This is a genomic window from Microvirga ossetica (assembly GCF_002741015.1).
Classification (GTDB): Bacteria; Pseudomonadota; Alphaproteobacteria; order Rhizobiales; family Beijerinckiaceae; genus Microvirga; species Microvirga ossetica.
This window is the reverse complement of the sequence record NZ_CP016616.1, coordinates 4084974-4104907: the sequence shown is the minus strand read 5'-3', so window position 1 is coordinate 4104907 and position 19934 is coordinate 4084974. Positions and strand designations below refer to the sequence as shown.

Below are 19934 nucleotides of genomic sequence, written 5' to 3'. Positions count from 1 at the left end.
GGAGGAGTTGGAGGTGGGGGTGTGAGCGATAGCCTGTCAATGTGTGGCGGAAACACCCCCACCCTAACCCTCCCCACAAGGGGGAGGGGAATGATGAGGCTCCACCGCATTCCGCAGACGTTGGCGTCTTGCGGAGATCCCGTGCGAATTGGCGTGGTTCTCGTACCATCAGCGGCCTTCCCTCACCCCTGCCCCTCTCCCATCCGGGAGAGGGGTTCTCTTTACACTAACATCTTGCCCTTCTCGTCGATCACGGAGCCGATATCGGCTCCGGTCTCGCCGAGATAATCGTTGAGCAACATCTCGTTATGCGCCTTGCCCGAGGGGATCATCGGGAAGCAGTTTTCCGCCTTGTCGACGAGGCAGTCGAAGATGACCGGACGGTTCACGTTGATCATCTCGAGGATCTTCGCATCGAGGTCGCCCGGCTTGTCGCAGCGGATGCCGACGCCGCCATAGGCTTCGGCGAGCTTCACGAAATCGGGCAGCGACTCGGAATAGCTCTGCGAATAGCGCCCGCCATGCAGCAGCTCCTGCCACTGGCGCACCATGCCCATATATTCGTTGTTGAGGATGAAGACCTTGAGCGGCAGGTTGTACTGCAGGGCCGTCGACATCTCCTGCAGCATCATCTGGATCGAGGCTTCGCCGGCGATGTCGATCACCAGCGCATCGGGATGCGCGAGCTGCACGCCGACGGCGGCGGGCAGGCCGTAGCCCATCGTGCCGTGACCGCCCGAGGTCATCCAGCGGTTCGGCTCCTCAAACTTGAAGTACTGCGCCGCCCACATCTGGTGCTGGCCCACTTCGGTGGTGATGTAGACGTCGCGATCCTTGGTGAGCTCATAGAGGCGCTGCAGGGCGTATTGCGGCTTGATGGTCTCCGTGGAATTCCGGTAGGCGAGGCAGTTGCGCGCGCGCCAGCCCTCGATCTTGCCCCACCAATCCTTGATGGCGGCCTTATCCGATGCCTGGGCGTTCTGCCGCCACAGGCGCACCATGTCCTCGAGCACATGCGCGCAATCGCCGACGATCGGGATGTCGACCTTCACCGTCTTGTTGATCGAAGACGGATCGATGTCCACATGGATGCGCTTGGAGAACGGTGAGAAGGCATCGAGCCGTCCCGTGATGCGGTCGTCGAAGCGCGCGCCGATATTGATCATCACGTCGCATTCGTGCATCGCGAGATTGGCCTCGTAGGTGCCGTGCATGCCGAGCATGCCGAGCCAATGCTGGTCGGAGGCCGGATAGGCGCCAAGCCCCATCAGGGTCGAGGTGATGGGAAAGCCGGTGAGCCGCACGAGTTCGCGCAGAAGCGTCGCGGCATACGGCCCGGAATTGACGACGCCGCCGCCGGTATAGAACACCGGACGCTTGGCATTGGCCATCAGCTCGATTGCGGCGCGGATATGGTCCATGTCGCCCTTGACCGTCGGGCGATAGGTCTTGTGCTGATTGCTCAAGGGCCGCGCGTAGGAGCCGGTCTTGAACTGGATGTCCTTCGGCAGGTCGACCACCACCGGACCCGGACGGCCGTTCTGCGCCACATAGAACGCCTCGTGCAGGACCCGCGGCAGGTCTTCGATCGATTTGACGAGATAATTGTGCTTCGTGCAGTGGCGCGTGATGCCGACCGTGTCGCATTCCTGGAAGGCATCGGAGCCGATGAGATGGGTCGGCACCTGGCCGGTGATGCAGACCAGCGGGATTGAATCCATCATGGCATCGGCGAGACCCGTGATCGCATTCGTCGCGCCGGGTCCGGAGGTCACAAGCACCACGCCCGGCTTTCCGGAGGAGCGGGCATAGCCCTCTGCCGCATGCACCGCGCCCTGCTCGTGACGGACGAGGACGTGGCGCACCTTGTCCTGGTGGAAGAGCGCATCGTAGATCGGAAGGACCGCGCCGCCGGGATAACCGAAGATATGGTCGACTCCCTGGTCCTGCAGGGCTCGGATCACCATTTCGGCTCCCGTCATCGTCTCGCTCATGTCACTTGCTCCGGGTCTTGTGCATCTTTGTGTCTTGGAATTTGGGCAATAAAAAAGGCCCCTGAGGGGGCCTGTGCGCCATCGCCGGACCTGCGGGTCAATCCCGCTCCGTCGATGGCGCTCGTACTACGAGAATAAGCTTGCGCATGGGGGCAGCTCTTAAGTTCAAAAGTTGCGCAGACGTTAAACGAGCCGTTTCATTCGGTCAAGGAGGGGTAACTTGGCTCGGAGAAGCTTAGCTTCTATCTTCTGCCCCCTATTTTAGTCGTATGACCATGACAGAGACCATCTCCTCGACCGGCACACCGATGCAGAACATGCGCCTCACGGCCCGCGCCCTTCTCCTGGGCGACCGCCTCGACGTGGCCGGGCTCGAGCGCAGCGACGTGCTCTCCACGACCCCCCTCGCCTTCCGCGCCGGCCAGGACGGCTTCGTCGCCCTCTTCCGTTACGGCGTCGCCGTTCTCGTCGGCCTCACGCCGCTCGAGGAGGACGAGATCATCCGCAGCCTGCGCCAGCGCATCCGGGGCGAGTTCGCCCGCCATGAGGAAGAGACCGCGATCATCGAGATATCGCCCGACCGGGACGACCAGATTCCGCCGGGCGGCCCGATCTTCATCAAACAGCTCTCGACCGAACGCCTGATCGTCATCGCGGACGCCCTGTCCAAGAGCGCCACCCTCGCCCGCGACGAGCGGGAGGCGGCGGCGGCCTTCGAGCTCGTGGAGCCCTCGGTCAGGCACCTTGCCGAAAAGGGCCGGCGCCCTCGCGACCGCCGCCGAATCCTCAAGCAGGTCGGCCAGGCCCTGCTGGTGCGCCAGCGCATGTCGGGCGGCGTCGCCGTGGAGGAGAAGCCGGACGTGCTATGGGACCGCCCCGACCTGGAACGCCTCTATGCCCGCCTCGAGGACGAATACGAACTGAAGGAACGCGCCACCGCGCTCCACCGCAAGCTCGAGGTGCTCGGCGACACCGCTCAGGCCCTGACCGACATCATCGACACCGAACGGTCCTTGCGCCTCGAACTGATCATCGTCCTCCTGATCGTGTTCGAGATCGTCATCACCTTCTACCAGATGTTCACCGGCGCGCCGGGGCATTGATCCGCGCCATCGCGGCCTCGAAGCCCTTCTCCGGCTCGACCCATTGCCAGTCCGGCAATTGGTGGCGGAACCACGTGAACTGGCGCTTGGCGTAGCGGCGCGTATCGCCCTGTCCCCTGGCTATGGCCTCGTCGAGCGGGATCTCGCCGCGCAGATGGGCGAGCAGGCCCGGCACCCCATGGGCGCGCATGGCCGGCAGCATGGGGTCGAGCTTGCGCTCGCCCAGCGCCCTCACCTCGTCGAGGGCGCCCTTGTCCATCATGGCGAGGAAACGAGCGTCGATGCGCCGGCGAAGCTCGTCCCGCTCCGGGGCGAGGAAGAGCTTGATCACCGGAACGTCGGCAAAAGGCCCCGGCTGCCTGGCGCCGTGGAAGGACACGAGCGGCTGACCGGTGGCGGCGAAGATTTCGAGCGCCCGCTGGACCCGCAGGCGGTCGGAGGGCCGTAAGGTCCTGGCCGTCTCCGGGTCGCGTTCCGACAGGAGGCGGTGAAGCTCGGGCGTTTCCAGGCCCTCGCTCTCCCGGCGCACCTGCTCGCGCAACTCGTCTGGCACGGGAGGCATGTCGGACAGCCCTTCCGTCAGCGCCTTGAAATAGAGGCCCGTTCCGCCGACGAAGATCGGCAGCTTCCGGCCCTGGATGTCCTGCAGGACCTCGATCGCGTCGGCGACGTAGCGGCCGACGGAGAAATTCACGGCGGCATCCACGTGGCCGTAGAGCCGGTGCGGAGCCTCGGCCTCCTCCTCCGGCGTGGGGCGGGCGGTGAGGATGCGAAGGTCGCGATAGACCTGCATGGAATCGGCGTTGATCACCACGCCGTCGAGTCCTTGAGCCAGTTTGATGCCCAATGCGGACTTGCCTGAAGCGGTCGGCCCTGCGATGAGAACCGCGCCGATCCTAAACCCACTCACAGCCAGGTTTCCCAATGGCGCCTTCCCGGAATTCCCTCGTTGCGACCCTGATCGCCAACCCGTCCCGGCCCGTCCTCACGGACGAGATCGTAGCATCGGCGGCCGCGTCGCTCGGACATGAGACGGAACGCTCGGTTCTGGCAAGGGGAATCGCAGCCGACCTGATCGTCTCAGGATCCGGTGAGGCCAAGGCGGTCGAGGCAAGACTGCGTGCGGCTCTCGATGGCCAGCCCATCGATATCGTCGTGCAACCGCTGGCGACCCGGCGCAAGCGACTGTTCCTGGCGGATATGGATTCCACCATGATCGGCCAGGAATGCATTGACGAGCTGGCGGATTATGTCGGGCTGAAGAAGGAGGTCTCCGAGATCACCGAACGCGCCATGCGCGGCGAGATCGCCTTCGAGCCGGCTTTGCGCGAGCGCGTGGCGCTGCTCAAAAACCTGCCCGTCAACGTGGTCGACGAGATCGTCGAGACGCGCCTCACCCTGACCCCGGGCGGCCGGGCGCTCGTCCAGACCATGCGCGCCCACGGCGCCTATGCCTGCCTCGTCTCGGGCGGCTTCACCCTGTTCACCGGCCCCATCGGTGCCAAGATCGGCTTCGACGAGCACCGCTCGAACCGCCTGATCCTGGAAGGCGAGACGCTCGCCGGCATGGTCGAGGAGCCGATCCTCGGCCGCGAGGCAAAGCTCGCGACCCTGATCGAGCTGCGCGAGCGCTTCAATCTCGCTCATCACGAGACGATGGCCGTTGGCGACGGCGCCAACGATCTCGCCATGCTGGGCGAAGCCGGCCTCGGAGTAGCCTTCCGCGCCAAGCCCGCGGTCGCCGCTGCAGCTCATGCACGGATCGACCATGCCGATCTGTCGGCGCTGCTCTATGCGCAAGGATATACAGCGGAAGAGATCGTCGCGACGCCGGCGTGATGTGCCACGCCGGCACCGGAGCGATCCGGTTCAGCCCTTGATGAAAGCCAGAAGGTCGTTGTTGAACTGATCGGGCTGGAGCTGCGCCAAGCCGTGCGCGCCGCCGGGATAGACCTTCAGCGTCGCATTGGGCACGATCTTCGATGAGATCATCGCCGATGCGATGATCGGCACGATCTGGTCGTCGTCGCCGTGCAGAAACAGCGTCGGGATGTCGAACTTCTTCAGGTCCTCGGTGTAGTCGACCTCGGAGAACTGCTCGATGCAGTCATAGGCCGGCTTGATGCCGGCCTGCATGCCCTGGAGCCAGAAGTTCATGCGGATGCCCTCCGACACCTTCGCGCCCTCGCGATTGTAGCCGTAGAAGGGCATGCTGAGATCGTAGAAGAACTGCGAGCGGTTCTCGTAGGTGTTCTTGCGGATGTCGTCGAAGACCTCGATCGGCAGGCCGTTCGGATTGGCCTCGGTCTTGAGCATCAGCGGCGGCACCGCGCCGACCAGGACCGCCTTCGCCACCCGCTTCGTCCCGTGCCGGCCGATGTAGTGCGCAACCTCGCCGCCGCCTGTGGAGTGCCCGACGAGAACGATGTCGTTGAGATCGAGATGCTCGATCACTGCGGCGAGATCGTCGGCGTAGGTGTCCATGTCGTTGCCGGTCCAGGTCTGCGACGAGCGCCCGTGGCCGCGGCGATCATGGGCGACGACGCGAAAGCCGCGCTCGCCGAAGAACATCATCTGCGCATCCCAGGCATCCGCACTGAGCGGCCAGCCGTGAGAGAAGACGATGGGCTGACCTGAGCCCCAATCCTTGTAGAAGATCTCGGTGCCGTCCTTGGTCTTGATGGTGCTCATGGCTGTCTGCTCCTGATGCCCCGTTGGACTGGATGCGCATTCGGCCCGCACCAACGGAGATCGTCAGCGGCCGTGGCCCCATGTGTTTGAATAAACCGGATGCGGGATACTGAAACTGAACGAGAAGACGCGATCGGATCGCCGGGAGAGAATCCGCTCCGGCGATCCGCGACAGATCTATCCTGACAAGGTGGGTTCTTTATGACAAGGACGGGCAGTGATCAGGTTTTGTGCAATTGGACCCGCTTCACGATCTCGGCAACCACCGCAGGATCGGCAACTGTGGACGTGTCGCCGTGATTCTCGAAATCGCCGGCCGCGATGCGTGTGAGGATCCGGCGCAGGATTTTGCCCGAGCGGTTCTTCGGCAGCTGCGGCGCCCATTCGATCCGGTCCGGCGTGGCGATGGGGCCGATGCGGGTGCGCACCACCTGAACGAGATCGCGCCGCAGCTCGTCGCTCTCGGCGATGCCCTCTTTGAGCGTGACGAAGGCGAAGATGCCCTGACCCTTGATCTCGTGCGGCATGCCGACGACCGCGGCCTCCGCCACCGATGGATGCGAAGCGATTGCGGATTCGACCTCGACGGTCCCGAGCCGGTGACCGGAGACGTTGATCACGTCGTCGAGGCGGCCCGTGATCCAGTAATCGCCGTCAGCATCGCGCCGTGCGCCGTCGCCGGTGAAGTAGTAGCCGGGGAACGCGCTGAAATAGGTTTTCAGGAAGCGCTCGCGGTCGCCGAGAATCGTGCGTGCCTGTCCGGGCCAGGAATCGGCGAAGCAGAGATTGCCCGATCCCTCGCCTTCGACGACGATTCCATCGCCGGTGAGCAGAGCGGGGCGAACGCCGAAGAACGGTTTCGTCGCAGAGCCGGGCTTCAAATCCATGGCGCCGGGAAGCGGGCAAAGCAGAACCGCGCCGGTCTCCGTCTGCCAATAGGTATCGACGATCGGGCAGCGCCCGCCTCCGACGACCTCGTGATACCAGAGCCAGGCCTCCGGATTGATCGGCTCGCCCACGGAGCCCAAGACCTTCAGCGACGACAGGTCGTGCTTGCGCACCGGCCCTTCTCCGTCGCGCGTGAGCGAGCGGATCGCGGTCGGCGCGGTGTAGAAGATGCTGACCTTGTAGGTCTCGATGATCTGCCACCAGCGGGAGACGTCCGGCCAGGTGGGAACGCCCTCGAACAGCACGATGGTGGCGCCGTTCGCGAGCGGGCCGTAGATCAGGTAGGTGTGCGCCGTCACCCAGCCCACATCCGCGGTGCAGAAATGGATGTCGCCGGGATGGTAGTCGAACATCGCCCGGAAGCTTGCGGCGGCATGGACGAGATAGCCGCCCGTCGTGTGCAGCATGCCCTTCGGCTTGCCGGTCGAGCCGGACGTGTAGAGCACGAAGAGCGGATCCTCGGCGCTGACCTCGACGGGAGCGCACTCGTCCGAGACTTCGGCGAGGGCCTCGTCATACCAGCGGTCGCGGCCCGCCGTCATGGGAACGTCCCGGCCCGTGCGGCGCAGGACGAGCACGTGCTCGACGAAGGGCAGGCTCTGCAGGACCGCATCCGCGTTCTGCTTGAGGGGCACATGCCTGCCCGCCCGCAGGCCTTCATCGGCGGTGATCAGGACCCGTGAGCGGCAATCCTCGATCCGCCCGGCCAGCGCCTCCGCCGAGAAGCCGCTGAACACGACCGAGTGGACCGCACCGATCCGGGCACAGGCCAGCATGGCGGCGATGGCTTCCGGCACGACCGGCAGGTAGACGCTGACGAAATCGCCTTTCCTGACCCCGAGCGATTTCAGCACATTGGCGAGGCGGGCGACCTCCCTCTGGAGAGCGCGCCATGTGATACGCCGTGCCTCGCCTACCGAATCGCCCTCCCAGAGAATTGCGACTTCGTCGCCGCGGTCCCGGGCATGGCGGTCGAGGCAGTTGAAGGACGCATTCAGCGTTCCGTCGGCGAACCATTCGATGGTCACGTCCTCGGGCGAGTAATGCGTGTGCTTCACCCTCGTGAACGGCTTCACCCAATCCAGGATCTTGGCCTGCTCACGCCAGAACCCTTCAGGATCCTCCAGGGAGCGGTCGTAGAGGTCCCGGTAGGCCTGGAGATCCACATGCGCTGTCGACTTGAAAGCCGCGGGAACGGGAAAGACGTGCTGGGTCATGGTGCTCTGATCTTCCCGGGCAGAACGCTCTATGGCCTGCCGTTCGATGAAAGTGCCTTCTCAATCGCCCAGCGATGGCCTTTATGTCAACCATATTGTTCTTAATAAAGAACAATCCCGGCAAACGAAAAGGGCGGCCCGGAGACCGCCCTTCAACCTTCTTGCGAAGATCCGCTTATTCGATCGACAGGGCGACGAATCGCACCTCGCCCTGGGCATTCGCCACGAGAAGCAGCGCCGACTTGCGGCCCTGGGACTTCAGGTCGTCGATCTTCTTGGTCACGTCCGCCGGATTCGTGACCGGCTCCTGATTGACCTCGACGATCACCTCACCGGCCTGGATCCGCTTGTCGGACGCCGAGGAATTCGGATCGACACGGGTGATGACCACGCCCTTCAAATCGTCCTTCAGGCTGAAGCGGCGGCGCAGCTCGTCCGTCATGCCGGACATGTTGAGGCCGAGCGCCTGACGGGTCGCCGTGGGGGGTTCGGTCGAGGGCTGCTGCAGGCTCGCCTGCTTCTCCGTGTCCTCGAGGCGGCCAAGGGTGACCTGCTTGGTCATCTCCTGGCCCTTGCGGACGATCGCCACATCGACGGCCTTCCCGACCGAGGTCGAGGCCACGATGCGCGGGAGATCGCGGGAATCCTTGACCTCCTTGCCGTCGAAGCGGACGATCACGTCACCGACCTCGAGGCCGGCAGGCTTGGCGGGGCCCTTGTCGTCGATGCCGGCGATCAGGGCACCGCGCGCCGTGCCGAGATTCAAGGCCTCGGCGGTGGCATCGTCCACGTTCTGGATACGCACGCCGAGCCAGCCGCGGCGGGTCTCGCCGAACTGGCGCAGCTGGTCGATGATCGGAACGGCGGTGGAGGCCGGAACCGCGAAGCCGATGCCGACCGAGCCGCCGGTCGGCGAGAGAATGGCCGTGTTGATGCCGATGACCTCGCCATTCATGTTGAAGAGCGGACCGCCGGAATTGCCCTTGTTGATGGAGGCGTCGGTCTGAATGTAGTTGTCGTAGGGGCCTGAATCGATGTTGCGGCCGCGGGCCGACACGATGCCCGCCGTCACGGAACCGCCGAGACCGAACGGGTTGCCGATCGCCATCACCCAGTCTCCGGCGCGGATCGAATCCGAATCGCCGAATTTCACCGCTTTGAGCGGCTTGTCGGACTTCACCTTCAGTACTGCCAGATCGACCTTGGAATCCTTGCCGACGATCTCGGCCTTCAGGCGCGAGCCGTCCGGGAAGATCACGCTGATGTCATTGGCATCGCCGATCACATGATTGTTAGTGACCACGATCCCCGAGGAATCGATGACGAATCCCGAGCCGAGCGAATTCGAGCTGCGCGGACGCGAAGGGCTGTTCTCCCCGTTGCCGCCTTGGCCGCCTTGGCCGCCTTGGCCGCGACGGTTGAAGAACTCCTCGAAGAGATCCTCGAAGGGTGTGCCGGGCGGAAGCTGCGGCAGGGTCCGGTTACGGGCCTCGACCGTCGTCGAAGCCGAGATGTTGACCACGGCGGGCGTCACCTCGGCCGCCAGATCGGCGAAGGATTCGGGTGTCGAGCGGGCGTAGGCCGGCAGGGGCATAGCGGCCGTCGCGACAACCGTGAAGACGGCGAAGCAGGACGCGGCCAGCCGGCGCATGGGACGCTGGGGCAGCCCCGTCTTGGAAGGCGCCAGCGCATTCGTGGCTCTGTTCATCGAAAACCCTCTCTCGGAGAATAGGCATATAAATTGGTGTCCGGCCCCGCCATTCAAGCGGGCATTGCGGCGGAAGCTTGGCCGCTCCCCCGTGCGTCGTGCGGAACCGAACGATGCGCGGTCTAAGATAGTGGCATCGCGTGGATCCCAAAAGTGGCCTTCACTCTTGGGATCGATGCTTCAGCCGAACTGGCGCACCAGCCAGATGACCCCGATGCCGATGAGCGCGGAGATGATCCCGACGATCCGCATCTGATCGCTCGGGCTATGGGCCGCCTCATACATCGCCCTGCGCATCCCGTCGGGGAAGGCCGCAAACAAAATGCCCTCGACCGCAAGAGCGAGGCCGAGGGCTGCAATCAAGTCCAACATCAGGGCTTATTGAGCTGGAGCCGGCTGAGCCGGCGCAGGAGCGGGCTGCGGGGAACCTCCGCGGCTCCGTCGACCCGTAGGATCGTTGAAGTAGCGGAAGAAGTCGGAATCCGGGCTCAACACGAGGCGGGTATCCCCTCCCTTGAGGCCGGTTTCGTAAGCCTGCATGGAGCGGAAGAAGGAGAAGAACTCCGGATCCCGCCCGAAAGCCTCGGCGAGAATGCGGTTCCGGTCGGCATCACCTTGGCCGCGCAGTTCCTCGGCCCGCTGATTGGCCTCGGCCCGAATGATCGTGGCCTCGCGCTCGGCCTTGGCACGGATGGTCTGCGCCTGCTGCTGGCCGTTGGCGCGAAGATCCGCCGCCTCGCGCTCACGCTCGGTGCGCATGCGTTGGTAGACGGCCTGGCTGTTGGCCGCAGGCAGATCGACTCGGGTGAGCCGCACGTCGATCATCTCGATGCCCAGGCTTGCGGCCTGCCGGTTCACATCGGTCTGAATGCGGTTCATCAGATCCGCGCGCTCGGTGCGGACGATGGCATCCCGGGAGGCGCTCGCCAGGGTGTTGCGCATGGCCGAGTTGGTAAAGCTCTGCAGGCGCTGGTTGGCGAGAGCGATGTTGCCGACGGCCTGATAGAACCGCAGCGGATCGATGATGCGATAGCGGGTGAAGGCATCGACCTCCAGGTTCTGCCGGTCCGCCGACAGGATCGTCTGAACCGGCAGGTCGAGATCGAGCACGCGCTTCTCGAAATAGGTCACGGCGTCGACGAGGGGCAGCTTGAACTTGAGGCCCGGCTCCGAGATGGCGGATTGCACCGCGCCGAAGCGCAGCACCAGCGCATACTGGGTTTGCTGCACGATGAAGACCGAGCTGTAGAGAACGATGGCCGCCAGCACCAGAAAGATCAGGCCGCCCGTGCGAAGAGTCGTACCGTTCATCGCGTGGCTCCCTGCGGGTTGGCGGCATTGCCCTGCGGCTGCGGGCGCAGGCTTGGCTGGTTGAGAGGCAGGAAGGGCACGACGCCCTGTCCGTTCTGGTCGACGATGATCTTGTCGACGCCGCCGTAGACGCGCTCCATGGTCTCGAGGAAGATACGCTCGCGGCTGACGTCCGGCGCCTTGCGGTACTCCTCATAGACTTGACTGAAACGGGCCGCCTGACCGGTCGCATCGGCCACCGACTGCTCCCGGTAAGCCTCGGCCTGCTGCACCGTGCGTGCAGCCTCGCCTCGGGCTTCGGGCACCACGCGGCTGGCGAAGGCTCCGGCCTCGTTCTGGACGCGGACCGCATCCTGCTGGGCGGCGTTCACGTCGAAGAAGGCCTGCCGAACCTCGGAGGGAGGCTGGACGGCCTGGAGCTGGACCACGTTGATCAGGACGCCGGCGCCATAGGCATCGAGAGCCTCCTGCATGATCTGGCGCACCTCCTGGGCGACGCTCGCCTGCTCGGTGGTCAGGATGGCCTGGATGTTGCGACGGCCGATAACCTCGCGCATGGCGCTCTCGGCCACGGACTTGATGGTTCCGTCGGGGTTCTGCAGATTGAACACGTAATCCTGCGGACGGGCGGGATTGATCTGCCAGACCGCATCGAAATCGATATCGACGATGTTCTCGTCGGCGGTCAGCATCAGGCTTTCCTCGATCACGTCGCGGGCACGCCCCTGCCCTGTCGGCGTGGAGCGATAGCCGACCTCGACCCGCTGCTGAGCGGTGACGTTGGGCTTCAGCACCCGTCCGATCGGATATGGCAGGTTGTAGCGCAGGCCTTCGGCGGTGGTTCCGGTGTACTTGCCGAAGATCATGTTGATGCCGACCTCGTTGGGCCGGACCGTATAGAAGCCGGTCAGAAGCCAGACGGCGATCACGCCCAGGACGAGGATGATCAGGCCCCTGCCGCCCATGGAGCCGCCGGGGATGAAGTCTTTCAGGCGATCCTGGCTGCGGCGCAGAATGTCTTCGAGGTCGGGGGGAGAGCCGTTCCCTTGCGGGCCGCCGGAGCCCCATGGGCTCTTGCCGCCTCCCGATCCGCCGCGCTGTCCCCAGGGACCACCGCCGCCGCTTTGGTTACTCCAAGGCATAGGACGCCTTTCCTCACATGCAATAAAGATCGGCCGGCGGCCGATGCGAACTCGAGACGGTTGTGGGTGTTGCCTCTGCCGCCTGTCAAGCCTGCGAATTGGGGATTGCGAAGGCCTTCGTCAACCGGAGAGACGCTCAGCGACGCCTTTCGAGATCAATAAAGGTAAACGAATGCTCGTCGTCGCCCCCCTTCGGATGATCTTCCCGCCTCGTCTCGCGGAACTGTGACCGATCGAAGTCCGGAAAGACGGCATCGCCCTCGGGTTCGGCCTGAACCTTCGTCAGGAATATGCTCTGCACCTGCGGCAGGGCCAGGGCATAGATCTCTGCCCCTCCCGCAACGGCGACGGAATCGGCTTCCATTTTGGTCGCCAGCTCGGCCCCCTTGGCGACCGCTTCCTCCCAGGTATGGACCACATGCACGCCCTCAGCTGCAAACCCGGCATCGCGGGTCAGAACAATAGTCTCACGCCCTGGCAGGGGCTTGCCGATGGATTGGAAGGTCTTGCGCCCCATGATCATAGGCTTGCCCATGGTGAGCCTGCGGAAACGCCCGAGATCGGTCTTCAGCCGCCAAAGCAACTGATTGTCCCGGCCGATGACGCCGTTCTCGGCCACCGCGACGACGAGGATGAGGGGAAGGGTCATAGGGCCGGCCGTGCTTCGATGTTTGCCTGGATCCACGCCGCAAACTCCTCTTCGCTCATGGCGCCGGCTGCAAGATCGATCATCGTTCGGTACGCTTCGAGCTGAGACGCCACAAGATTGAGGCCGTTCAGCTTCAAGAAGCCGACACAGGCGATGAACGCCGCGCGCTTGTTGCCATCGATGAAGGGATGATTTTTGCTCAGGCCGAAGGCATAGGCCGCCGCCAATTGCGCGATGCCCGCCTCACCCCGATACGACCACGCGTTGACCGGCCGTGCCCGCGCCGAATCCAGCATCCCCTCGTCGCGAAGTCCGTCCGCTCCGCCGAAGAGACGAAGGGATTCGGCATGCTTGAGCAGCAAGGCCTGACGGCTGATCCATCGTGGCTCGGTCATTTGGAGAGGGCATCGAGCGTTTCGCGATACTCGACGATGACCTCGTCCATCGCCTTCAACTGTTCCTGCACCTCTGGATCGAGCGGTGTCAGAATGATTCCTGTCGCGGTCTCAACCACATGCAGATGGTCACCCTTTCCGACCTTCAGGCGGTCGAGGACGGATCTGGGAAGCACGACGCCGAGCGACGAGCCAACCTGGGTAACCTTGACTTCAACCGTCATGACGAGACCTCGAAATGAAAGCGATTATAACAAGTATAATAATCGCATGTTATGAAATCCAGTCCGCATTTCGCGGTCCCAGTTTCCCCTGGAGCGCGGTGGCGAAAGCGACGTGACGCGCGGGCCTCACTCGCCCTCCTCCCCCGAGACCCGCCTTGGCGAGCCCCATTCCTCTAGAACCCCGTTCATATCGTCGAGCACGAAGAAGCGGGCGCTCTCGGCGTCGTAGCCGTCGTCGAGAAGCTCGTCGTAATCGGTCAGCCGGTGCCGGATATAGGCCGTCAGCGACAGCCAGGCCGCCACCTCGGGAGTAGCCGTGTAGAGGCCGCGGCTGCCGAGGGCATGGTCCGTGACGGCGTCGAATTCATGGCGTGGGATACGCGGCGCGAGGATGCGCACGGCGCTTTCGATGGCCTCGCGCCGCGTCATGGAGATCAGACCGCGACAGGAGCCTTGATGGCGGGATGCGGATCGTAGTTCTCGATGGCGATGTCGTCGAAGGTGAAATCGAAGAGCGAGCGTACGGCCGGGTTGAGGCGCAGCTTCGGCAGCGGCCGCGGATCGCGCGAGAGCTGGAGGCGCGCCTGCTCGAGATGGTTCAGATAGAGATGCGCATCGCCGAAGGAGTGGACGAAATCGCCCGGCTGCAGGCCGGTCGCCTGGGCCATCATGTGGGTGAGGAGCGCATAGGACGCGATGTTGAAGGGAACGCCGAGAAAAACGTCCGCCGAGCGCTGGTAGAGCTGGCAGGACAGCCGCCCTTCCGCAACATAGAACTGAAACAGGCAATGACAGGGCGCGAGCGCCATCTTGTCGAGTTCGGCCGGGTTCCAGGCCGAGACGATGAGGCGGCGGCTGTCGGGGTTGCGGCGGATCTCCTCGAGCACCCAGCGGATCTGGTCGACGCTGCCGCCGTCGGGCTTCGCCCAGGAGCGCCATTGCTTGCCGTAGACCGGGCCGAGATCGCCGTTCTCGTCGGCCCATTCGTCCCAGATCGAAACACCGTTCTCCTTCAGGTAACGGATATTGGTGTCGCCCTTCAGGAACCACAGCAGTTCATGAATGATGGAGCGCAGGTGCAGCTTCTTCGTGGTGACGAGCGGAAAGCCCTCGCTGAGATCGAAACGCATCTGATGGCCGAAGACGGAAATCGTCCCGGTTCCGGTCCGGTCGTCCTTGCGGACGCCTTCATCCATGATGCGGCGGATCAGATCGAGATAGGCTTGCATAGGGTGCTCCTCGGCCAATCATAAGGCACCGCGCGAGGGGTGCCGAGTCGCTTTTGAGCGAAGAGTGGGGACAACCGACCTTTCAAAATCCGTCCGCGCCACCTATATTGAGCCTGTCGGTCGCGAGACCGACTATGGCGATAAACGGCTATCGGAATAAACCTATCGGACCCGGGGGCGGTACCCGGCGCCTCCACCAAAGCCCAGGCCACGTTTGGGTTTTGGCGGGGGCGAAATAGGATCGACGAGGGCGTAAAGGATAGGCTTTTGCTCGGCATGGTTCCGCCGTTATCGGGCCGAATCTATAGTTGCCAACGACAACTATGCTCCGGTTGCAGTGGCTGCGTAAGCGGTCCCTAACACCGAATCAAAGCCCTTGCGGTTAGCACCGTAAGGCGGGGTCCGGAGGCACCTGGCAACAGAAGCCTCCACTTTTGTTTCTGCAAGGGCTCGCTTATGGCCGGTGGTAAAGACCTGATCCGCTACGATCTTCTGGTGCAGGACGCCCTGAAGGGTGTCGTGCGCAAGGTGTTGATCGATGCCAAGGAAGGGCTTCCGGGCGAGCACCACTTCTACATCTCCTTCCAGACGGATTTTCCCGGCGTTCGCCTCTCGAACCGCCTGCGCGAAAAGTATCCTCAGGAGATGACCATCGTTCTCCAGCACCAGTTCTGGGATCTCAACGTCACCGAGCACACCTTCGAGGTCGGGCTGTCCTTCTCAGGCATCCCGGAGCGGCTGCTGATCCCCTTCGATGCGCTCACCGGTTTCTTCGATCCCTCGGTGCAGTTCGGCCTGAAGTTCGACAGCCAGGACGAGGATGAAGACGAGGATGCCGAAGAGGCTCCCGCCGCACCGCATCCCATTCGCGGCAGCGCTTCCGAGCCGGTGGAGCTGAAGCAGCCCCGCAAACCCGCACCCGCAGCTGACAAGAAGCCGGCCGCGGAGAAGGCTCCTGCTGCGAAGGCAGAGGCCGACGATGCCGGCGAAGGCGATGAGAAGACCGACGCGGCGGACTCCGCCGCCGGCAGCGCCGAGGTCGTCAGCCTCGACGCCTTTCGCAAGAAGAATTAAGCCCTTTCCATTCTCTCAATTCACGCCGCTGCCGGCGCCTCCTTGCGAGCGCGCTGTGTCAGGCGCATGGGCAGTCCGCCCCGTGGCCTCAAGGTGATGCGCTGCACGGGCACGACCTCGTGCCCCTCCACGAGATCGAGCCGCACGGAGCGCGCGATGGTCGCCAGGACGATCACGGCTTCCTGCAGCGAGAAGCTCGCGCCGATGCAGACCCGGGGGCCGGCTCCGAACGGCAGATAGGCGAAGCGGTCGATCCCGCCGCGGTTGTCCGGCAGGAAACGTTCGGGCCGGAAGGCGTCCGGCTCGTCCCAGAGCTTCTTGTGGCGATGGAGGACATAAGGCGCAATCACGACCATCGAGCCCGCCGGAATCTCCAGATCTCCGATCCGGTCGTCGGCGATGGCGGTCCGGCTCATGTAAGGCGCCGGCGGATAGAGCCGCACGGCCTCGTCGATGACGGCACGCGTGTAGACGAGCCGTTCCAGATGCTGCGGCTCGATCGGCCCCTCCCCGAGCACCTCGTCTACTTCCTGCTCCACCCGCTCACGGGCCCGCTCGTCCTGGGAGAGCAGGTAGAGCGACCAGGAGAGCGCGTTCGCCGTCGTCTCGTGCCCGGCACCGATGAAGGTGACGATGTTCGTCCGCACCTCGATGTCGGTCAGGCCCTTGCCGGTTTCCGGATCCGCCGCCTCGAGCAGCAGGGTCAGAAGATCGCGCGGCGCGGGCTCTCCGCTGGCGAGGAGCGCCTTTCGGGCCTCGATCAGCTCGTTGACCGTCTCCTCGAAGAAGCGGATCGAGGGACGCGCCCGCAGGCGCCCGATCCGCGGCACCCAGTCCGGGAAGCCGAAGATGTCGAGAGGATCGACTCGTCCCAGGCTGTTGAAGTAGCGGGTGATGGCGCGGCCGAGCGCATCCGGTTCCTTCGGTACGCCGTGGGTGAAGATCGTCCGCTCCAGCACGTCGAGGGTGACCCGGGTCATTTCGAGCGAGGCATCGACCACGCGGCCGCCCGGACGCCGCTGCCAGCGCCTGACGACACGATCGGCGGCCTCGACCATGGCCGGAAAGAAGCTGCCCACATGGCGCGGCGTGAAGATCGGCGCGATGGTGCGGCGCTGGAGCCGCCATTCGTCGCCCTCGGCCGTCACCAGTCCCCTGCCCAGGCCCGGCGCCAGGATCCGGATCTGCAGGTCGTCCTTCCGATAATTGGCGGCATTGTCCACGAGGATGTGGCGGATGATGGCCGGGTCGTTGACCACGGTCATCCGCCCGAGCGCCCCCTCGCCGGTCAGGACGAGATCCTCGAAATGCGCCTCCATCCAGGTGTTCAGGGGGTTCTCGCGCACGGCGCGCAGGAAAGCCACCATCCCGAGAGGCTCGGTGCGGGGCTTGGGATGGGGCGGGCGGAACAGCGGCGCTTCCAGGGTGTCGCTCATGCGATTTTCCAAGGCCTCCGATGCGCGTTCGCAGTTGCGAGCGCCACCATTTGAGATAAGAACACGCAACTCCATCGAAAGAGGTCAGGATGTCGCCCTCAACCCGCATCGAAACCGATACCTTCGGCCCCATCGAGGTCGCCGCCGACAAGCTCTGGGGTGCGCAGACGCAGCGCTCACTCCAGAATTTCCGTATCGGGACGGACCGGATGCCGCTTCCGCTGGTCCATGCTCTGGCCATCGTGAAGCAGGCCTCCGCCCTTGTGAACAAGGATCTCGGCAAGCTGGAGCCGCGCCTGGCCGATGCCATCGCCGCGGCCGCAGCCGACGTGGTGCAGGGCAAGTACGACGACGAATTCCCGCTCGTGGTCTACCAGACCGGCTCGGGCACCCAGTCCAACATGAACATGAACGAGGTGCTCTCGAACCTCGCCATCGAGCGCCTCGGCGGCGAGCGCGGCAGCAAGAAGCCGGTTCACCCGAACGACCACGTGAACATGGGCCAGTCGTCGAACGACTCGTTCCCCACCGCCATGCACATCGCGGTCGCCCGCGAGATCCATGACCGGCTCGTTCCCGCCCTCAAGCACCTGCTCAAGGCGCTGAACGACAAGGCGGAGGCCTACAAGGATATCGTGAAGATCGGCCGCACCCATCTGCAGGACGCGACCCCGGTCACCCTCGGCCAGGAATTCTCCGGCTACGCGGCGCAGATCCAGCTCGGCATCGCCCGCATCGAGGCGACGCTGCCCGGCATCTATGCCCTCGCCCAGGGCGGCACCGCCGTCGGCACGGGCCTCAATGCCCACCCAGAATTCGCGGATCGCTTCGCCGCGAAGGTGGTCGAGCTGACCGCCCTGCCCTTCACCTCGGCGCCGAACAAGTTCGAGGCCCTCGCTTCCAACGACGCTCTCGTCTTCACCCACGGCGCGCTGGCGAGCCTCGCCGCCGGTCTGTTCAAGATCGCCAACGACATCCGCCTGATGGGCTCCGGCCCGCGCTCCGGCATCGGCGAGATCTCGTTGCCCGAAAACGAGCCCGGCTCGTCGATCATGCCGGGCAAGGTCAACCCGACCCAGGCCGAGGCCATGACGATGCTGTGCTGCCAGGTGGCCGGCAACCAGACCACGGTGACCTTCGCCGGCAGCCAGGGCCATTTCGAGCTCAACGTGTTCAAGCCGGTGATCGTGAACGCGGTGCTGCAGTCGATCCGCCTGATCGCGGATGGCGCGATCAGCTTCACCGACAATTGCGTCGTCGGCATCGAGCCGAACAGGGAGCGCCTCAGCGAGCTGATGCAGCGCTCGCTGATGCTCGTGACGGCGCTCGCTCCGTCCATCGGCTACGACAAGGCGGCAGCCATTGCGAAGTCGGCGCACAAGAACGGCACGACCCTGAAGGAAGAGGCTCTCAAGGCTGGCGTCGAGGAGGATCACTTCCACGCCGTCGTGCGCCCCGAGACCATGCTGTCGCCGGGCGAGTGAGAGAAAACCGCGCCATGGCCGAGATCGTCAATCTGCGCCAGGCGCGCAAACAGAAGGCGCGGGCCGAGAAAGAGGCCCGCGCCGCCGAGAACCGCGTCAGCTTCGGCCGCACCAAGGCGGAGAAGAAGCTGACAAAAGCCGAGCAGGACCTGGCGAAAAGCCGGCTCGACTCGCATCAGCGCGACGACAACGAGAAGCCGTGAATGGGCTTCACCATCGTCAAGCGCTCCGTCTCCATCGCCGGCCACCGGACGAGCATATCGCTCGAGGAGCCCTTCTGGCAGAGCCTGCGCGAAATCGCCGAGCGGGATAAGCTCTCCATCCAGGCCCTGATCGGGCGCATCGATGCGGAACGGGGCGAGCAGAACCTCTCCTCCGCCATCCGGGTCTTCGTACTCGACGATTTGCGCCGCCGCTTGAGCACCGATCCCGCAATGTGATTTGCTCGTCAGCGTTTGGGGATATGCGCAATGGCAACAGCTCTTCTGGTGATCGACCTGCAACGCGGGATGTTCGCAGCCACCACCCCTTACGACGGCGAGGCCGTGCTGAACCGTGTCGCCGGACTGCTCGACAAGGCGCGAGCGAGCGGGATTCCCGTGTTCCATGTCCGGCATGACGGCGGATCGGGCGACGATCTGGAGCGCGGTACGCCCGGATGGGAGATCCACCCCGTCGCGGCGCCGAAGGACGGCGAGCCGATCGTCGACAAGGATCGCTGCAGCGCCTTCGACTCCACCGATCTGCATGATCGTCTCCGGACGCTCGGGATCGAAAGGCTCGTGATCGCCGGCATGCAGACCGAGTACTGCATCGACACGAACTGCCGCGCCGCGCACGGCCTCGGCTATCGCGTCGCGCTGGTCAACGACGGGCATACGACATTCGACAATCCCGCGCTGTCAGCAAAGCAGATCGTCGCCCATCACAATCTCACGCTCCGGAACGGTGGCTTCGTAGAACTGGTCGAGGCTGAGATGGTCGCCTTCTAAAGTGAGATCCAAGCCTCTCGCCTCACTGTAAGGGCATTATCCCTCCCCCTTGTGGGGAGGGATCAAGGGTGGGGGTGTCGGCGACAGCCTATGAAGGTGTGGCGCAGCTTCACCTCTCCTTGAGGGAGAGGTCGACGCGCGTCAGCGCGGCGGGTGAGGGGTTACGCCCTCTCCGGATGAACCTGTCCCCCCTCACCCTCGCTGCGCTCGACCTCTCCCCACTGGGGAGAGGTGAATGCGGTGGTAGCCTCAGTGCTGAACTCAATCAGCATGGCGCTCACACCCCCACCTCCAACTCCTCCCCACAAGGGGGAGGAGAGACCGGCACCTTACTGGT

21 protein-coding genes and 1 other RNA gene are annotated in these 19934 nt (G+C 64.4%); 8 read left to right on the top strand and 14 right to left on the bottom strand.

Annotated elements, in window-relative coordinates; genetic code table 11:
• Positions 1–221: 221 nt before the first annotated feature.
• On the bottom strand, positions 222–1994 hold the full coding sequence (locus BB934_RS19575; RefSeq protein ID WP_099511126.1) for an acetolactate synthase 3 large subunit: 1773 nt from the start codon (positions 1992–1994) through the stop codon (positions 222–224).
• Positions 1995–2269: 275 nt separating this feature from the next.
• Between BB934_RS19575 and BB934_RS19570 the strand changes: the two genes are divergently transcribed.
• On the top strand, positions 2270–3097 hold the full coding sequence (locus BB934_RS19570) for an RMD1 family protein (protein WP_099513051.1): 828 nt from the start codon (positions 2270–2272) through the stop codon (positions 3095–3097).
• Here BB934_RS19570 and miaA read toward each other — a convergent pair.
• Complete coding sequence (gene miaA, locus BB934_RS19565) at positions 3075–4007, bottom strand: tRNA (adenosine(37)-N6)-dimethylallyltransferase MiaA (RefSeq protein ID WP_099513049.1); 933 nt, start codon at positions 4005–4007, stop codon at positions 3075–3077. The two genes, BB934_RS19570 and miaA, sit on opposite strands and share 23 nt — an antisense overlap.
• Positions 4008–4021: 14 nt before the next feature.
• Here miaA and serB point away from each other — a divergent pair, with 14 nt between their 5' ends.
• Positions 4022–4936, top strand: coding sequence for a phosphoserine phosphatase SerB (gene serB / locus BB934_RS19560; protein ID WP_099511125.1), 915 nt, complete (start codon positions 4022–4024; stop codon positions 4934–4936).
• Between the two features lie 30 nt (positions 4937–4966).
• Here the strand turns inward: serB and BB934_RS19555 are convergent, their stop codons facing one another.
• The 11 genes from BB934_RS19555 to BB934_RS19505 form a co-directional block, all read right to left on the bottom strand.
• Positions 4967–5788, bottom strand: coding sequence for an alpha/beta fold hydrolase (locus tag BB934_RS19555; protein WP_099511124.1), 822 nt, complete (start codon positions 5786–5788; stop codon positions 4967–4969).
• 221 nt (positions 5789–6009) lie between these two features.
• A complete protein-coding gene (gene acs, locus BB934_RS19550) occupies positions 6010–7953 on the bottom strand; it encodes an acetate--CoA ligase (protein ID WP_099511123.1) in 1944 nt (647 codons plus the stop codon).
• Between the two features lie 175 nt (positions 7954–8128).
• On the bottom strand, positions 8129–9661 hold the full coding sequence (locus BB934_RS19545; protein WP_099511122.1) for a DegQ family serine endoprotease: 1533 nt from the start codon (positions 9659–9661) through the stop codon (positions 8129–8131).
• Positions 9662–9841: 180 nt separating this feature from the next.
• Positions 9842–10033 carry a DUF2065 domain-containing protein gene (locus tag BB934_RS19540; RefSeq protein ID WP_099511121.1) on the bottom strand — a complete coding sequence of 64 codons (192 nt, stop codon included), beginning with the start codon at positions 10031–10033 and terminating at the stop codon, positions 9842–9844.
• Between the two features lie 6 nt (positions 10034–10039).
• A complete protein-coding gene (gene hflC / locus BB934_RS19535) occupies positions 10040–10972 on the bottom strand; it encodes a protease modulator HflC (protein WP_099511120.1) in 933 nt (310 codons plus the stop codon).
• Positions 10969–12114 carry an FtsH protease activity modulator HflK gene (gene hflK / locus BB934_RS19530; protein WP_099511119.1) on the bottom strand — a complete coding sequence of 382 codons (1146 nt, stop codon included), beginning with the start codon at positions 12112–12114 and terminating at the stop codon, positions 10969–10971. The genes hflC and hflK overlap by 4 nt, the downstream gene beginning before the upstream one ends.
• A gap of 136 nt (positions 12115–12250) precedes the next feature.
• On the bottom strand, positions 12251–12763 hold the full coding sequence (locus tag BB934_RS19525) for a dihydrofolate reductase (RefSeq protein ID WP_099511118.1): 513 nt from the start codon (positions 12761–12763) through the stop codon (positions 12251–12253).
• A complete protein-coding gene (locus BB934_RS19520; RefSeq protein ID WP_335645574.1) occupies positions 12760–13125 on the bottom strand; it encodes a type II toxin-antitoxin system death-on-curing family toxin in 366 nt (121 codons plus the stop codon). The genes BB934_RS19525 and BB934_RS19520 overlap by 4 nt, the downstream gene beginning before the upstream one ends.
• A 29-nt stretch (positions 13126–13154) precedes the next feature.
• Entirely contained in the window at positions 13155–13382 is a 228-nt protein-coding gene (locus BB934_RS19515) for an AbrB/MazE/SpoVT family DNA-binding domain-containing protein (RefSeq protein ID WP_099511116.1), read from the bottom strand.
• A gap of 126 nt (positions 13383–13508) precedes the next feature.
• Positions 13509–13811, bottom strand: coding sequence for a DUF2293 domain-containing protein (locus tag BB934_RS19510; RefSeq protein WP_099511115.1), 303 nt, complete (start codon positions 13809–13811; stop codon positions 13509–13511).
• Positions 13812–13816: 5 nt separating this feature from the next.
• Positions 13817–14611 (bottom strand): thymidylate synthase, encoded by a 795-nt coding sequence (locus BB934_RS19505; protein WP_099511114.1) that lies wholly within the window; start codon positions 14609–14611, stop codon positions 13817–13819.
• 76 nt (positions 14612–14687) lie between these two features.
• Between BB934_RS19505 and ssrA the strand changes: the two genes are divergently transcribed.
• Positions 14688–15044, top strand: a transfer-messenger RNA (tmRNA) gene (gene ssrA / locus BB934_RS19500).
• Positions 15045–15067: 23 nt separating this feature from the next.
• Positions 15068–15685 (top strand): SspB family protein, encoded by a 618-nt coding sequence (locus BB934_RS19495; RefSeq protein ID WP_099511113.1) that lies wholly within the window; start codon positions 15068–15070, stop codon positions 15683–15685.
• Between the two features lie 20 nt (positions 15686–15705).
• Here the strand turns inward: BB934_RS19495 and BB934_RS19490 are convergent, their stop codons facing one another.
• Complete coding sequence (locus tag BB934_RS19490; RefSeq protein WP_099511112.1) at positions 15706–17121, bottom strand: cytochrome P450; 1416 nt, start codon at positions 17119–17121, stop codon at positions 15706–15708.
• Positions 17122–17210: 89 nt separating this feature from the next.
• On the opposite strand from BB934_RS19490, the gene fumC reads away from it, so the two are divergent.
• Genes fumC through BB934_RS19470 form a run of 4 tightly spaced genes read left to right on the top strand, consistent with a single transcriptional unit; the run spans position 17211 to position 19597 of the window.
• Positions 17211–18605: a class II fumarate hydratase gene (fumC, locus tag BB934_RS19485; protein WP_099511111.1), complete on the top strand. Its 1395-nt coding sequence runs from the start codon at positions 17211–17213 to the stop codon at positions 18603–18605.
• A 14-nt stretch (positions 18606–18619) separates the two neighbouring features.
• The gene (locus BB934_RS19480; RefSeq protein WP_099511110.1) at positions 18620–18808 is read left to right on the top strand and encodes a DUF4169 family protein; all 189 of its coding nucleotides are present in this window, start codon (positions 18620–18622) and stop codon (positions 18806–18808) included.
• Complete coding sequence (locus BB934_RS19475; protein WP_099511109.1) at positions 18809–19045, top strand: ribbon-helix-helix domain-containing protein; 237 nt, start codon at positions 18809–18811, stop codon at positions 19043–19045. It abuts the gene before it with no gap.
• A gap of 30 nt (positions 19046–19075) precedes the next feature.
• The gene (locus tag BB934_RS19470; protein ID WP_099511108.1) at positions 19076–19597 is read left to right on the top strand and encodes a cysteine hydrolase family protein; all 522 of its coding nucleotides are present in this window, start codon (positions 19076–19078) and stop codon (positions 19595–19597) included.
• The last annotated feature ends 337 nt before the right edge of the window (positions 19598–19934 follow it).

Bases quoted from the DNA above. Each gene is read 5' to 3' on its own strand.
- BB934_RS19475 (WP_099511109.1), top strand. From the start codon at position 18,809: ATGGGCTTCACCATCGTCAAGCGCTCCGTCTCCATCGCCGGCCACCGG.
- BB934_RS19470 (WP_099511108.1), top strand. From the start codon at position 19,076: ATGGCAACAGCTCTTCTGGTGATCGACCTGCAACGCGGGATGTTCGCA.
- BB934_RS19555 (WP_099511124.1), bottom strand. From the start codon at position 5,788: ATGAGCACCATCAAGACCAAGGACGGCACCGAGATCTTCTACAAGGAT.
- fumC (WP_099511111.1), top strand. From the start codon at position 17,211: ATGTCGCCCTCAACCCGCATCGAAACCGATACCTTCGGCCCCATCGAG.
- BB934_RS19480 (WP_099511110.1), top strand. From the start codon at position 18,620: ATGGCCGAGATCGTCAATCTGCGCCAGGCGCGCAAACAGAAGGCGCGG.
- BB934_RS19515 (WP_099511116.1), bottom strand. From the start codon at position 13,382: ATGACGGTTGAAGTCAAGGTTACCCAGGTTGGCTCGTCGCTCGGCGTC.
- BB934_RS19505 (WP_099511114.1), bottom strand. From the start codon at position 14,611: ATGCAAGCCTATCTCGATCTGATCCGCCGCATCATGGATGAAGGCGTC.
- BB934_RS19540 (WP_099511121.1), bottom strand. From the start codon at position 10,033: ATGTTGGACTTGATTGCAGCCCTCGGCCTCGCTCTTGCGGTCGAGGGC.
- BB934_RS19490 (WP_099511112.1), bottom strand. From the start codon at position 17,121: ATGAGCGACACCCTGGAAGCGCCGCTGTTCCGCCCGCCCCATCCCAAG.
- BB934_RS19525 (WP_099511118.1), bottom strand. From the start codon at position 12,763: ATGACCCTTCCCCTCATCCTCGTCGTCGCGGTGGCCGAGAACGGCGTC.
- BB934_RS19570 (WP_099513051.1), top strand. From the start codon at position 2,270: ATGACAGAGACCATCTCCTCGACCGGCACACCGATGCAGAACATGCGC.
- BB934_RS19575 (WP_099511126.1), bottom strand. From the start codon at position 1,994: ATGAGCGAGACGATGACGGGAGCCGAAATGGTGATCCGAGCCCTGCAG.
- hflC (WP_099511120.1), bottom strand. From the start codon at position 10,972: ATGAACGGTACGACTCTTCGCACGGGCGGCCTGATCTTTCTGGTGCTG.
- BB934_RS19545 (WP_099511122.1), bottom strand. From the start codon at position 9,661: ATGAACAGAGCCACGAATGCGCTGGCGCCTTCCAAGACGGGGCTGCCC.
- BB934_RS19495 (WP_099511113.1), top strand. From the start codon at position 15,068: ATGGCCGGTGGTAAAGACCTGATCCGCTACGATCTTCTGGTGCAGGAC.
- serB (WP_099511125.1), top strand. From the start codon at position 4,022: ATGGCGCCTTCCCGGAATTCCCTCGTTGCGACCCTGATCGCCAACCCG.
- hflK (WP_099511119.1), bottom strand. From the start codon at position 12,114: ATGCCTTGGAGTAACCAAAGCGGCGGCGGTGGTCCCTGGGGACAGCGC.
- acs (WP_099511123.1), bottom strand. From the start codon at position 7,953: ATGACCCAGCACGTCTTTCCCGTTCCCGCGGCTTTCAAGTCGACAGCG.
- BB934_RS19510 (WP_099511115.1), bottom strand. From the start codon at position 13,811: ATGACGCGGCGCGAGGCCATCGAAAGCGCCGTGCGCATCCTCGCGCCG.